General features: G+C 73.5%; 11 protein-coding genes. 7 read left to right on the top strand and 4 right to left on the bottom strand.

All coding sequences use genetic code 11. From position 1 onward, the window contains the following. Positions 1-53 precede the first annotated feature (53 nt). The 3 genes from IE217_RS06950 to IE217_RS06960 all read left to right on the top strand — a co-directional run bounded on the left by IE217_RS06950 (position 54) and on the right by IE217_RS06960 (position 4152). Positions 54-1004, top strand: coding sequence for an ABC transporter permease (locus IE217_RS06950; protein WP_190176829.1), 951 nt, complete (start codon positions 54-56; stop codon positions 1002-1004). Beyond that, a complete protein-coding gene (locus tag IE217_RS06955) occupies positions 1004-3007 on the top strand; it encodes a dipeptide/oligopeptide/nickel ABC transporter permease/ATP-binding protein (protein ID WP_190176830.1) in 2004 nt (667 codons plus the stop codon). Before IE217_RS06950 ends, IE217_RS06955 begins: the two co-directional genes overlap by 1 nt. A 104-nt stretch (positions 3008-3111) precedes the next feature. Beyond that, entirely contained in the window at positions 3112-4152 is a 1041-nt protein-coding gene (locus tag IE217_RS06960; protein ID WP_190176831.1) for an oligopeptide/dipeptide ABC transporter ATP-binding protein, read from the top strand. On the opposite strand, the gene IE217_RS06965 is transcribed toward IE217_RS06960, so the two are convergent. Beyond that, on the bottom strand, positions 4136-4558 hold the full coding sequence (locus IE217_RS06965) for a secondary thiamine-phosphate synthase enzyme YjbQ (RefSeq protein ID WP_190176832.1): 423 nt from the start codon (positions 4556-4558) through the stop codon (positions 4136-4138). The two genes, IE217_RS06960 and IE217_RS06965, sit on opposite strands and share 17 nt — an antisense overlap. Positions 4559-4617: 59 nt before the next feature. On the opposite strand from IE217_RS06965, the gene IE217_RS06970 reads away from it, so the two are divergent. Beyond that, a complete protein-coding gene (locus IE217_RS06970) occupies positions 4618-5721 on the top strand; it encodes an FAD-dependent oxidoreductase (protein ID WP_190176833.1) in 1104 nt (367 codons plus the stop codon). 82 nt (positions 5722-5803) lie between these two features. On the opposite strand, the gene mltG is transcribed toward IE217_RS06970, so the two are convergent. Together mltG and IE217_RS06980 are read right to left on the bottom strand one after the other, a co-directional pair. Continuing rightward, positions 5804-6697 (bottom strand): endolytic transglycosylase MltG, encoded by an 894-nt coding sequence (gene mltG / locus IE217_RS06975; RefSeq protein WP_190176834.1) that lies wholly within the window; start codon positions 6695-6697, stop codon positions 5804-5806. Between the two features lie 44 nt (positions 6698-6741). Further along, positions 6742-8544: an ABC transporter ATP-binding protein gene (locus IE217_RS06980; protein WP_190176835.1), complete on the bottom strand. Its 1803-nt coding sequence runs from the start codon at positions 8542-8544 to the stop codon at positions 6742-6744. A 115-nt stretch (positions 8545-8659) separates the two neighbouring features. Between IE217_RS06980 and IE217_RS06985 the strand changes: the two genes are divergently transcribed. Then, on the top strand, positions 8660-9115 hold the full coding sequence (locus IE217_RS06985) for a MarR family winged helix-turn-helix transcriptional regulator (RefSeq protein WP_190176836.1): 456 nt from the start codon (positions 8660-8662) through the stop codon (positions 9113-9115). A 57-nt stretch (positions 9116-9172) separates the two neighbouring features. On the opposite strand, the gene IE217_RS06990 is transcribed toward IE217_RS06985, so the two are convergent. Then, positions 9173-9922 carry a L,D-transpeptidase family protein gene (locus tag IE217_RS06990; RefSeq protein ID WP_190176837.1) on the bottom strand — a complete coding sequence of 250 codons (750 nt, stop codon included), beginning with the start codon at positions 9920-9922 and terminating at the stop codon, positions 9173-9175. 247 nt (positions 9923-10169) lie between these two features. Here IE217_RS06990 and IE217_RS06995 point away from each other — a divergent pair, with 247 nt between their 5' ends. Next, positions 10170-11966: an ABC transporter transmembrane domain-containing protein gene (locus IE217_RS06995; protein WP_190176838.1), complete on the top strand. Its 1797-nt coding sequence runs from the start codon at positions 10170-10172 to the stop codon at positions 11964-11966. Beyond that, complete coding sequence (locus IE217_RS07000) at positions 11963-13798, top strand: ABC transporter ATP-binding protein (RefSeq protein WP_190176839.1); 1836 nt, start codon at positions 11963-11965, stop codon at positions 13796-13798. The genes IE217_RS06995 and IE217_RS07000 overlap by 4 nt, the downstream gene beginning before the upstream one ends. Positions 13799-13898: the final 100 nt, after the last annotated feature.

Below are 13898 nucleotides of genomic sequence, written 5' to 3' on the forward strand. Positions count from 1 at the left end.
CACAGCGGCGCGGTGCGCGGCGGTGGCCCCGCCCAATCCCTAGGAACCTCACGATGGTTGCTTTTCTCCGGCTCGCGCTGCGCCGCGTCGCGATGATGCCGGTGATGGTCCTCGGCATCACCCTGCTGGTCTTCGTGGTCCTGCAGTTCTCGCCGGCCGACCCCGCGTACAACGCGCTCGGGGACAGCGCGAGCCCCGCGGCACGGGCCGCGTTCGCCGAGGCGCACGGCCTCGACGACCCGTTGCCGGTGCGGTACTTCTCCTTCATCGGCGACCTGCTGCGCGGGGACCTCGGGGTCACCGTGTCGCCCAGCCAGCCCGTGGCCGACCGGATCGCCACCGCGTTCCCCCTCACCCTCCAGCTCACCCTGCTCGGCCTGGTGCTGGCCATCGTGCTCGCCCTGGTCTTCGGTGTCACCGGCGCCGTCCATCGCGACCGCTGGCCCGACCAGGTCTTCCGGGTGCTGTCGATGGCGGGCATCGCCCTGCCCTCGTTCTGGCTCGGCGTACTGCTCATCCAGCAGTTCGCCCTGAACACGCCCCTGTTCCCGACCGGCGGCTACGTCAATCCGTCCGATTCCCCCAGCGGCTGGCTCAAGAGCCTGACGCTCCCCGCGGTCGCCCTCGCGCTGCCCGTCGCCTCCTCGCTGGCCCGGCTGATCCGCACCGCGATGGTCACCGAACTCGACCGCGACTACGTGCGCACCGCCCGGGGCAGCGGCCTGCCGCCCTTCCTGATCATCCGGTCGGCGCTGCGCAACGCCCTGGTCACCCCGCTGACGGTGCTCGGCGTCAAGGTCGGCTACCTGCTCAGCGGCGCCGTGGTCATCGAGGCGATCTTCGACCTGCCCGGCATGGGCAAGCTGATCCTCGAAGGCGTCACCGGGGGCGACGTCGCGCTCGTCCAGGGCACCGTGCTCACCATCGCGGTCTCCTTCCTCGTGGTCAACGTCGTCGTCGACCTGCTCTATCTGCTCGTCAACCCGCGCATCAGGACGGTGTGATGTTCGCCCCGCACTCCCTCGCCGAGCGGCTCCGGCCCGGCACCCGCCTGCGCCGTCTGCCCGTGGCCTCCCGGGTCGCGCTCGTGGTCCTCCTCGTGGTCGTCCTCGGCGCGCTCCTCGCCCCGCTGCTCACCCAGGACCCGCTCGCCACCGGCACGCCCGCCCAGGCGCCGGGCGCCGGCCACTGGTTCGGCACCGACCGGGCCGGCCGTGACGTGCTGGCCCGTGTCGTGCACGGCGCGCGCTACTCCCTCACCATCGGGCTCGGCGCGACCGCCCTGGCCCTGGTCGTCGGCTCGCTCCTGGGCGCCCTCGCGGCCACCTCGCGCAAGTTCGCCGACGAGGCGGTGATGCGCACGCTGGACGTCGTGATGTCGTTCCCGCCGATCGCCCTGGCCGCCGTGCTCGTCGCCGTGTTCGGGCCCAGCGTCCCGGTCATCATCTTCACCATCGCGTTCGTGTACTCGCCCTCGCTGGCGAGGGTGGTGCGGGCCAACGTGCTGGAGCAGTACGGCGAGGACTACGTCGCCGCCGAACAGGTCATCGGCGCCCGGCGCGGCCACATCGTCGCCCGGCACGTCGCCGTCAACTGCGCGGCGCCCGTGCTGGTGTTCGCCACCGTCATGGTCGCCGACTCCATCATCTTCGAGGCCAGCCTGTCCTTCATCGGCGCCGGCGTGCAGGACCCCGACCCCAGCTGGGGCAGCGTCCTCGCCTACGGCCGGCAGATCCTGCTGTCCGGAGGCTGGTGGGCCACCCTCTTCCCCGGCCTGTGCCTGCTGGTCACCGTGCTCGCCCTGAACGTCCTGTCCGAGGGCATGACGGACGCCGCCGCGGCCCCGGACAGAGGCCGCACCGGCGGCACGGACCGCGACGAGAACACCACGGCCGCCGCCGGCAGGACCCAAACGGGTGCCGAGGCGACGACGAGTGACAGCGGCGCCGAAGTCGACGCGGCCCTCGCCGAGCTGGCCGCCCGCGTCTCCCTCGCGGCACCCGCGGTGCCGCCGCTGGCCGAGGACGCACCCGAGCTGCTCGCCGTGCGGGACCTGACGATCCGCTTCCCCGTCCGCTACGGCGACACCCGCGTCGTCGACGGCATCTCCTTCGCCGTCCGCGAGGGCGAGACCCTCGGGCTGGTCGGCGAGTCCGGCTGCGGCAAGTCCGTGACCAGCCTCGCGATCATGGGCCTGCTGGCCCGCAACGCCGAGGCCGAGGGCGAGATCCTCTACCGGGGCCGCGACCTGCTGAAGCTGTCCCCGAAGGAGCGGCGGGCGCTCATGGGCCCGGAGATCGCGATGGTCTACCAGGACGCGATGTCGTCCCTGAACCCCTCCGTCCTCATCGGCACCCAGCTCAAGTGGCTCACCTCGCGCGGCGGCACCCGCACCCCCGCCGAACTGCTCGAACTGGTCGGCCTGTCCCCCGAGCGCACCCTGCGCAGCTACCCGCACGAGCTCTCCGGCGGCCAGCGCCAGCGCGTACTGATCGCCATGGCGCTCTCGCGCAGCCCGCGGCTGCTCATCGCCGACGAGCCGACCACCGCGCTCGACGTCACCGTCCAGGCGCAGGTCGTCGAACTGCTGGCCGAGCTGCGCGACGAGCTCGGCTTCGCGATGGTGCTCGTCTCCCACGACCTGGCCCTGGTCGGCGACCTCGCCCACCGGGTGGCGGTGATGTACGCCGGTCAGGTCGCCGAGGCCGGCGCCACCCGCTCCCTGCTGACCGACCCGGCGCACCACTACAGCCGCGGACTGCTCGGTTCGGTCGTCTCGCTGGAGTCCGGGGCGCGGCGGCTGCACCAGATCCGCGGTGTCGTACCGGCCCCGAGGGCGTTCGGCCCCGGCTGCCGGTTCGCCTCCCGCTGCGCCGCCGCCACGGCGGTGTGCGCCACCAGCGCTCCGGCCCCGGCCGGGCGCGACGACGCGCGGGACCACCTGTTCGCCTGTCACCACCCGGCGCCCGCGCCCCGGCCGGCCGAGCCGCTGGAGAGCACCCGATGAGCACCGGACGGCACCCGGCCGCACCCGGCCGCCCGACGAAGCCAGCGGGTCGGCACCCGAAGCCCGCAGGGCCGTCCGCGACCACCGCCCCGGAGGACACCGCCATGGAGCCACTCGTCCGCCTCGACCGCGTCCACGTACGGCACCGGGCCCGCGGTGGCGGCATCCTGCGCCGGGACGCGGTGCACGCCCTGACCGACGCCTCGCTCGAGGTCCGGCGCGGCGAGATCCTCGGCCTGGTCGGCGAGTCGGGGTGCGGAAAGTCCACGCTGGCCCGCGTGGTCACCGGGCTGCAGCGCCCGACGGAGGGTCAGGTGTACTTCCGCGGCAAGGATTTGTGGAAGATGACTCCCGCGCAACGCCGTACCGGATTCGGGTCGGCCGTCGGCGTCGTCTTCCAGGACCCCTCCACCGCGCTCAACCCCCGGCTGCCGGTGCGCCGGATCCTGCGCGACCCGCTGGACGTGCACGAGCGGGGCACGCGGGCCGCGCGCGAGCGCCGGGTCGCGGAACTGCTCGACCTGGTCGGCCTGCCCGGCCACACCCTGGACGCGCTGCCGGGCCAGCTGTCCGGGGGCCAGCGCCAGCGGGTGGCCATCGCCCGCGCCCTGGCACTGGAGCCGGAGCTGATCGTCGCCGACGAACCCACCAGCGCCCTGGACGTGTCGGTGCGCGCCCAGATCCTCAACCTGCTCGTGGACCTGCGCGCCCGCCTCGGCCTGGCCATGGTGTTCATCTCGCACGACGTGCAGACGGTGCGGTACCTGGCGGACCGCGTCGCGGTGCTCTACCTCGGCCGGGTCGTCGAGGAGGGCGCGACCGCCCAGGTCTGCGGCGACTCCCGGCACCCGTACACGCGGGCCCTGCTCTCGGCCACGCCGAGCCTGCTGGAGCGCCCCGAGCGGATCGTCCTGCACGGCCCGGTCCCCTCGGCCACCAACCCGCCCTCCGGCTGCCCGTTCCGCACGCGCTGCTGGAAGGCGGACGACGCCTGCGCCGCCGTGTTCCCGGCGGTGACGGACGGTCCCGGCGGCCACCGCTGGCACTGCGTCCACCCGCAGCCGCCGCGAGCGGAAGCCGAGCCGGTCCCGTCCGTCCCCCGGCGCCGCCGCGCAGGGAACCTGACCGTCAGCCCAGGAAGCTGAGCCGCACCTGGCGGTTGGGATTGTCCTTGTTGGTGTCCACCAGGCACACCGACTGCCAGGTGCCCAGTTCCAGGCGGCCGCCGAGGACCGGGATGGTCGCGTGCGGCGGGACGATGGCGGGCAGCACGTGGTCACGGCCGTGGCCGGGGCTGCCGTGGCGGTGCTGCCAGCGGTCGTCGGCGGGCAGCAGCGTGTGCAGCGCCGCGAGGAGGTCGTCGTCGCTCCCGGCGCCGGTCTCGATGATCGCGATGCCCGCGGTGGCGTGCGGCACGAAGACGTTCAGCAGGCCGTCGCGGCCGTCCGCGGTCTCGCGCAGGAACGTCTCGCAGTCGCGGGTGAGGTCGACGACCGTCTCGTGGGAGCCGGAGGCCACGTTCAGCACTCGGGTGGTGAAGGCATGTGACATGCACCCCATCCTCCCGGACGGCGGGGAAGTTCCGGGCCCCTGGCACGGTTGGCACGGGCGTGGACAGCACACACGAGGTCGACGTGGTCGTCATCGGCGCGGGCCAGGCCGGACTGTCGGCCGCCTACCACCTGCGGCGCTCCGGGTTCGAGCCGGAGCGCGACTTCGTGGTGCTCGACCGCTCCCCCGCCCCCGGCGGCGCCTGGCAGTTCCGCTGGCCGTCGCTGACGTACGGCAAGGTGCACGGGATGCACTCGCTGCCCGGGATGGAGCTCACCGGCGCCGATCCGGCGCGGCCCTCCTCGGAGGTGGTGGGCGAGTACTTCGCCGACTACGAGCGGACCTTCGGTCTGCGGGTGCGGCGGCCGGTGCGGGTGCGGGCGGTGCGGGACGCCGAGGAGGACGGCGAGGGCACGGGTCGCCGGATGCTCGTGGAGAGCGACGCCGGCGTGTGGTCCATGCGGGCACTGATCAACGCCACCGGCACCTGGGACCGGCCGTTCTGGCCGCGCTACCCGGGCCGGGAGACCTTCCGCGGACGGCAGTTGCACACCGCGGGGTACAAGGGGCCCGAGGAGTTCGCCGGGCTTCGGGTGGTCGTGGTGGGCGGCGGCGCGTCCGGCACCCAGCACCTGCTGGAGATCGCGCCGTACGCGGCCGCCACCACGTGGGTGACGCGGCGGCCGCCGGTCTTCCGCGAGGGCCCGTTCGACGAGGACGCGGGCCGTGCGGCGGTGGCGCTGGTCGAGGAACGGGTGCGGCAGGGCCTTCCGCCGCGCAGTGTCGTCTCGGTCACCGGTCTGCCGCTGAACGAGGCGATCCGGCAGGGCCTGCGCGACGGGACGCTGGACCGCCTGCCCATGTTCGACCGGATCACCCCGGAGGGCGTGGCCTGGCGGGACGGACGGCGCGTCGACGCCGACGTCATCCTGTGGGCCACCGGCTTCCGGGCCGCGCTCGGCCATCTCGCGCCGCTGCGGCTGCGTGAGCCGGGCGGCGGCATCCGCGTCGAGGGGACCCGGGCGGTCGCCGACCCGCGCGTGCACCTGGTCGGTTACGGCCCCTCGGCGAGCACGATCGGCGCCAACCGCGCCGGGCGCGCGGCCGTCCGGGACGTCCGGCGCCTGCTGCGCGAGCCCTCGCTCTCCTGGGCCGCCGCGTGAGGACGGCCGCCGTCGCGTGAGGCCGGTCGCCGCACGGGGACGGCCGCCGGCGTGAGACCGGCCGCCGCGTGAGGGCGGTCGCTCACTTGGGCGGCTGGGCGCTGTGGGTGCGCTGCCAGGCGTTGAACTCGGCGACGTTGCGCTGGTGCTGGGCGTAGTCCGCGGTGAAGCGGGTGTCGCCCGGTTTGACGGTCACGAAGTAGAGCCAGTCACCCGGTGCGGGGTTGATCGCGGCGTGCATCGCGTCCTCGCCGGGGTTGTCGATGGGCGTCGGCGGCAGGCCCATGCGCTGGTAGGAGTTGTACGGGCTCTCCACGCGCGTGTCGGCGGCGGTGGTGCGGGCGGTGGAGCGGTTGAGGGCGTAGTTGAGGGTGGAGTCCATCTGCAGCGGCATGCCGCGTTCGAGCCGGTTGAAGACGACCCGGGCCACCTTCGCCATGTCGGCCTTGGAGGCGGCCTCGGCCTGGACGATGCTCGCGACGGTGACCGCTTGGTAGAGGTTCATCGAGTTGCGCTGGGCGCCCGCGGCGATCGGGGCGCCCTCGAACTTCTTTTCGGCGGTGTCGACCATCAGGGCCAGCAGCGACTGCGGGGTCGCGCCCGCGCGGACGGGATACGTGGCCGGGAAGAGGTAGCCCTCCGGGTTGCCCTCGGCGGCGCTGGGCAGTTTCAGGTCCGCCTTGGCCACGGCCTGTTTGGTACTTCCGGCGGGCAGGGCGAGGGCCTTGTCGATGGCGTCGTACACCTGGCCGGCCCGCCAGCCCTCGGGGATCACGAGGGTGCGGGGGCCGGTGGGCGGCCCGTTGTCGGTGAAGGTCAGCAGCGGCACCGCCACGGCGGTGCCGACCAGCACGGCCCCGGACACGACGAGGGCCAGCCGGCCCCGGCGCGTCAGCCGGACCGAGTTCCCCGGGCTCCGTGAACCCCAGGAACCTCGTGAGCCTCGTGAGCCTCGTGACGGGAGGTTCGTCTGCATGAGGGGCACGGTAACCCGCATATCGTCACAAACCTGGCATATCGTCAGCTTGTCGGCTCGAGTTGCGCGTCCCGGCGCACAAGTGCCGCGTAGCGTCCGCCGAGTTCCAGCAGCTCCTCGTGCGTGCCGCGCTCGGCGACCCGCCCGGAGTCGAGGACCACGATCTGGTCGGCGCCCCGGACAGTGGACAGCCGGTGCGCGATGGTGAGGGTGGTCCGGTCGGCGGACAGCGCGTCGATGGCCTGCTGCACCGCCGCCTCCGTCCGCGTGTCCAGCGCGCTGGTGGCCTCGTCCAGGACGAGGACCGGCGGGTCGCGCAGGATGGTGCGTGCGATGGCCAGGCGCTGCTTCTCACCGCCGGAGAACCGGTGACCACGCTCGCCGACCACCGTGTCGTAGCCGTCGGGCAGGGCGGCGATGTGGTCGTGTATCTGGGCCGCCCGGGCCGCCGCGACCAGCTCCTCGTCGGTGGCGTCCGGCTTGGCGAAGCGGAGGTTCTCGGCGACGGAGGCGTGGAAGAGGTACGTCTCCTGGGAGACCACGCCGACCGCCCGGGCGAGGGTGTCGAAGTCGAGGTCGCGCACGTCCACCCCGTCGAGGGTGACGCGGCCGCCGGTCACGTCGTAGAGCCGGGGCACCAGGTAGCCGAGCGTGGACTTGCCGGCGCCGGTCGGGCCGACGATCGCGAGACTGCCGCCGGCGGGCACGGTGACGTCGATGCCGTCGAGGATCGCGCCACCCTTGCCGTCGTAGTGGAAGGAGACGTCCTCGAAGCGGACCTCGCCCTTGACCCGGTCGAGGTGGACGGGCCGTTCGCGCTCGGTGATGTCGATCGGCAGGTCGAGGTACTCGAAGATGCGCTGGAAGAGGGCGAGCGAGGTCTGGATCTGGACGCCGGTGGACAGCAGGCTCACGCTCGGCCGGAACAGGCCCTGCTGCAAGGAGACGAAGGCGACGACCGTGCCGATGGAGACCTTGGGGCCGCCGAGCTGGAGCGCGATCCCCGCGGTCCAGTAGATGACGGCCGGCATGGCGGCCATGACGATGGTGATGACGGCCATCCGCCAGCGCCCGGCCATGTTGGACCGCACCTCCAGGTCGACCAGGCCCTCGGACTCCTCGGCGAAGGACCGCGTGAGCGAGTCGGAGCGGCCCATCGTGCGGCCGAGCAGGATGCCGCTGACCGAGAGCGACTCGGTGACCGTGGCCGCCATCGCGGCCATCTGCTTCTGCCGCTGGGTGGTGATCTTCCTGCGCTCGTTGCCGACCCGGCGGCTGATCCACACGAACACCGGGAGCAGCACGAGCGAGACGACGGTCAGGCGCCAGTCGAGGGCGACCATCGCCACGATCGTGGCGACCACACTGGTGAGGTTGGAGACCAGCGAGGTGGCGGTGGAGGTGACGGTGGCCTGCATGCCGCCGATGTCGTTGGCGATGCGGGACTGCACCTCGCCGGTGCGCGTGCGGGTGAAGAAGGCGAGCGACATGCGCTGCAGGCGTCCGTAGACGGCCGTGCGCAGGTCGTGCATGACGCGCTGGCCCACGGTCGTGGAGATCAGGGTCTGCAGGACGCCGAAGACGCTGGTGAGGACCGCGCTGAGGATCATCCCGGCGGCGAGCAGGCTCAGCAGTCCCGTGCGGCCCTGCGGGATCGCGACGTCGAGGATCTCCTTGAGCAGGAACGGCGTGGCCACGGAGACCAGGGAGGCGGCGCCGACCAGCAGGCCGACGACCGCGAGACGGCCCCTGTAGGGGCGGAAGAGCTTCAGGATGCGCCGCACCTGCCGGGGCTGTTCCCGGGTGTCGGCGGGCGGGGTCCAGGAGGGCTGGTGGTCGGGATGCATGGGCTCCTACGGGGTGTGCGGGGGCCGGCGCGACGGTGCGGCCGGCGACGACTCACGGATCATAGCTCATTGTTACCTATACTCACAATGAACGTTGTCCTGATATTGTTCCCGCATGACCACCCCCGATCCCGACGGCCTCCTCGCCGAGCAGTTGCTGCGGCTCACCCGCCGGGTGCACCGCATCCAGAAGCACCACCTCCAGGAGCGCGTCGAGGGCGTCACACCTGCCCAGTCGCGGCTGCTGCGCACCCTGGCGCACTTCGACGAGCCGCCCCGCATGGCGGACCTCGCCCAGTCACTGGAGGTGGTGCCCCGCGCGGTGACCACACTCGTGGACGGGCTCGAGGCGAGCGGCAGGGTGCGCCGCGTGCCCGACCCGGCCAACCGGCGGGTGATCCGCGTCGAGCTCACCGGCGAAGGCCGCGCCGCCCTGCGCGAACTGCGCGGCGCGCGCCGGGCCGCCGCGGTGGAGATCCTCGCGCCGCTGACGGACCGGCAGCGCGAGGTGCTCGGCGAACTGCTGGACACGCTCGTGGGCGGGGTGCCCGCCCAGGGGCACCGCTGCTGAACGAGTGGCCGGCCGCCGGCCCGAGCGCCCCGGCACGACCGCTCGAGCGGGGGCCGGCTACGCCAGCAGGGCGGCCTTGTCCCCCATCAGCACCACAGGCTTCTTCTTCGGGTCGAGCGTGCGCAGCAGGTACTCCATCGCGGACCCGGGCACGCTCACACAGCCCAACGTGCCGTCGCCGTGGTCGAGATGGAGCCAGATCCCGCCGCCCTTCTCCTGCCCCATCGGACGGGTCGGGTCGTCCGGGCGCGTCCCCCGCAGGCGGTTGTAGTCGATGGCGATGACGTAGTCGAAGTCGTGCCAGTGCGCCTCGTCCCAGTAGTAGGGCGAGGCGAACGCGTCCTCGTCCTGGGTGTACGGCAGCAGCGCGCCGGGGTCGTCGAGCAGCCCGCCCGCGTCGGAGAGGGTGAACACCCCGACCGGGCTGCGCTCGTCGCCCTCCTGGTGGTCGGCGCTCCAGCCCCGCTTGCCGTTGTGCGCCGGCCAGCTGTCCGTCAGCCGCCAGGTGCTGCCGTGCTTCTCGTACAGCACGAGCGTGGAGTCCGGGGAGTCCTTGCCGTCGCCGTAGACCGTGACGACCTGGCGCGTTCCCGCCGGGACCTTCTTCCACAGCCGCTCGCCGACTCCGGGGACACGGGCCGGTGCCGCCGAGGGGTTCGGCCGGGCGGTCCCCGACGGACCACCGGGTCTGGGCACATCACCGTGGTGCACCTCCGTCCGCTGACCGCTGCACGCGGCCAGCACCGTCACTAGGAAACCGCAGGCCGCCACCGCGGCCGTCGCACGCCTACCACCGCCACTTCGCATGCCCTCCATGGTGGCCAGCCCGATCGGGACGATCTACTCGAGACTGGTCCAAATAGCCTCATCCGCCTCTCTTTGGAGCGTGTGTCAGACACGGACGCCGGTGAGCGGGCAGCGGGATGCGGCCAACCCCGTTGCCCCGCACGGGAAAACCGCTTGCCTTCGACCACGCTGCGAGGCGACCCTGTCACGGCTTGTCGCCGCCCCCGGCGGCCCTCTCCCGCCCCCTGCCACGAGCCACTGGGACGTCATGCAGATTCACGACCTTCCGTATCCCGACCCGGGCGTGCCGGACGCGCGCTCGGGTCCACGATTCCTGTGGTGGCTGGGGCGCAACCAGCTCGGCGGTCAGCTGCGGGCGCTGGCCTGGGGACTGCTGCACTTCGCGTCGGTCGCCGCGCTGCCGTTCTGCGTGGGACTCGCCGTGCAGGCGGTCGTCGAGGGCTCGGGCACCCGCCTGGCCTCCGCGGGCGGACTGCTCGCCCTGGCCTGTGCGGGCAACGCGCTCGGCGACACCTTCCTGCACCGCGCCGCGGTCACCAACTGGATCACCGCGGCCGCCCGCGTCCAGCAACTCCTCGCCCGCAAGGCCGCCCACCTGGGCTCGGCCCTCACCCGCCGGGTCGCCGCCGGTGAGGTCGTCGCCGTGTCCACCGGTGACGTCGAGAAGATCGGCTGGTTCGTGGAGGCGGTGTCCCGCTTCACCGCGGCGGCCTGCACCGTGGTGCTGGTCTGCGTCGCCCTCCTGCTCTACCAGCCGGCTCTCGGCGTCGTCGTCGCCGCCGGACTGCCCGCGCTGGCACTGGCGGTGCTGCCGCTGCTGCCCCGCGCGACCCGCCGCGCCGACGTGCAGCGGGAGAAGGCGGGCCGCGCCACCGAACTGGCCTCCGACACCGTCGCCGGTCTGCGCGTGCTGCGCGGCATCGGGGGCGAGGAACTCTTCCTGGAACGCTACCGGCGGGCCTCCCAGGAGGTGCGGCACGCGGCCGTCCGCAGCGCCCGCATGTGGTCCCTCATCTCCGCCGTGCAGGTGCTGCTGCCGGGCCTGTTGCTGATCGCGGTCGTCTGGTACGGAGTGCACCTGGCCCGCGAGGGACGCATCACCGTGGGCCAGCTCGTCACCGTCTACAGCTCCGTCATGGTCCTCACCTATCCGCTGCGGCACTTCGAGGAGATCGCCATGGCGTACTCCTTCTCCCGCCCGTCGGCCATGCGGGCCGCCCGGGTGCTGTCGCTGGAACGCACCACGGACACCGGGGGGTCCCGGCCGGCCGGGATCCCGTCGGGCGAGCTGCACGACCCGGCGACCGGGTTGCGCGCGCCGGCCGGACTGCTGACGGCCGTGGTGTGCGGCGACCCGGACGCCGCCGGCCGTCTTGCGGAACGGCTCGGCGGCCACCCCGCCGAACCGGGCACACCGGTGCTGCTGGGCGGCGTACCGCTCGACGAACTGCCGCTGGACTCCGCCCGCACGGCCGTCCTCGTCCAGGACAAGGACCCGGTGCTGCTGTCGGGTTCACTGCGCGCTCTGCTCGACGTGCCCGCCTCGGGCGGCGTCAGCGCGCGCGAGGCGCTGGCCGCCGCGCATTGCGGTGACGTCCTGGACGCGCTCGCGCAGGCCTCCCCGACGGCCGGGGACCCTATGGACGTACGGATCACCGAGCGCGGCCGGTCCCTGTCCGGCGGCCAGCGCCAGCGGCTGGCCCTGGCCCGGTCGCTGATCACCGACCCGCAGGTGCTGGTCCTGGACGAGCCGACCTCGGCCGTCGACTCGCACACCGAGGCCCGGATCGGGGAAGGCCTGCGGAACCTGCGGGCCGGCCGCACCACGGTGGTGTTCACCTCCTCACCACTGCTCCTGGACCGCGCCGACCGGGTGGTCCTGATCCACGAGGGCAGGGTCGAGGCGGTCGGCACGCACCACGACCTGGTGCGGAGCGAGCCCCGGTACCGCTCGGTGGTGACCCGGGAGACGGACGACGAGGCGGCTCTGAGGAGCGCCTTCGGGGAAATCGACGCGATCCGGGAAATCGAGGAGACCGCATGATCGGCGTGGCGCCACCGGCGTACGACCCGGCGGCTCCGACGACGGCGAACACGCTGCCCGTCGGCGCCCCCGCGACCGTGCGCTCCTACGTCGTCGAGCTGCTGCGCAGGCACCGGCGTGCCTTCGTGCTGCTCGTGACCGTCAACACCACGGCCGTGCTCGCCTCCATGGCGGGCCCGTGGCTGCTGGGCGACCTCGTGGAGCGGGTGTCGCAGCACGCGCGCGAGGTCCATCTGGCGCGCACCGCCGCCCTGTTCGTGCTCGCGCTGTTCGTGCAGGCCGTCTTCGTCCGCCAGGTGCGGCTGCGGGGCGCGATGCTCGGCGAGAGGATGCTGGCCGACCTGCGGGAGGACTTCCTCGTCCGGTCGGTGGGGCTGCCCCCGGGCGTCCTGGAACGCGCCGGCACCGGCGACCTGCTCTCCCGCATCACCACCGACATCGACCGGCTCGGCAACGCCATGCGCGAGGCCGTGCCCCAGCTCGCCATCGGCGTGGTGTGGGCGGCGCTGCTGCTGGGCGGGCTGGTCGTCACGGCGCCGTCGCTGGCCGCGGCGGTCCTGCTCGCGGTGCCTGTACTGGTGGCCGGCTGCCGCTGGTACTTCCGGCGGGCCCCCTCGGCCTACCGATCCGAGGCCGCAGGTTACGCCGCGGTCGCGGCCGCGCTCGCCGAGACCGTCGACGCGGGGCGCACCGTGGAGGCCCACCGCCTCGGCGACCGGCGCATCGCCCTGTCGGAACGCCGGATCAGGCAGTGGACGGCTTGGGAGCGCTACACCCTGTGGCTGCGTTCGGTGCTCTTCCCGGTCATCAACGTCACCCATGTGACCGTGCTCGCCTCCGTGCTCATGGTCGGCGGGGTGTTCGTCCTGCGGGGCTGGATCGGGGTCGGCCAGCTGACCACGGGCGCGCTCATCGCCCAGATGCTCGTCGACCCGGTCGGGCTGATCCTGCGCTGGTACGACGAGCTGCAGGTGGCCCAGGTGTCCCTGGCCCGGCTGGTCGGCGTCCGCGACATCGCGCCGGACTCCGGGGACGCCTCGCTGGCTCCGGCCGGACGTGACGTCGACGCCGACCGCGTGCACTTCGGCTACCGGGAGGGCGTCGACGTGCTGCGCGAGGTGTCCCTGCGGGTCGCCCCCGGCACGCGCCTGGCCCTGGTCGGCCCTTCCGGCGCCGGCAAGTCCACGCTGGGCCGGCTGCTCGCCGGGATCTACTCGCCCCGCGACGGCCGCGTCACCCTCGGCGGAGCGGAGCTGTCCCGGATGCCCGCCGAACGCGTCCGCTCCCATGTCGCCCTGGTCAACCAGGAGCACCACGTCTTCGTGGGCTCCCTGCGCGACAACCTCCTGCTGGCCCTCCCGCGAAACCGGACCTGCGCCGACGGGCAGGGTGCCACGAGTGCCGCAGGCGCCCCGGACGCCGTGGACGCGCGGCTGTGGGCGGCGCTCGGGGCGGTGGACGCCGACGGCTGGGCCCGCGCCCTGGACGACGGGCTGGACACCGAGGTCGGGTCCGGCGGGCTCGCGCTCACCCCGGCGCAGGCCCAGCAGATCGCCCTGGCCCGGCTGGTCCTGGCCGACCCGCACACGCTCGTCCTGGACGAGGCGACCTCGCTGCTCGACCCGCGCGCGGCCCGGCACCTCGAGCGGTCCCTGGCCCGCGTCCTGGAAGGCCGCACGGTCGTGGCCATCGCTCACCGGCTGCACACCGCGCACGACGCGGACGTCATCGCCGTGGTCGAGGACGGCCGCATCAGTGAGCTGGGCAGTCATGACGAGCTGGTCCGGGCGGACGGCGCGTACGCGGCGCTGTGGCGGTCCTGGCACGGGTGACCGTGCGGCGCCCCGAGGACGGATGCCGGTCACGGGACGGCACGCCGCGGAGGACCGCGGCGGCGGGGATTGCGGTGCGGTCGCGGACGGCGGGCCGGCG

Origin of the sequence: Streptomyces naganishii JCM 4654 (genome assembly GCF_014650575.1) — a bacterium.
GTDB lineage: Bacteria > Actinomycetota > Actinomycetes > Streptomycetales > Streptomycetaceae > Streptomyces > Streptomyces naganishii.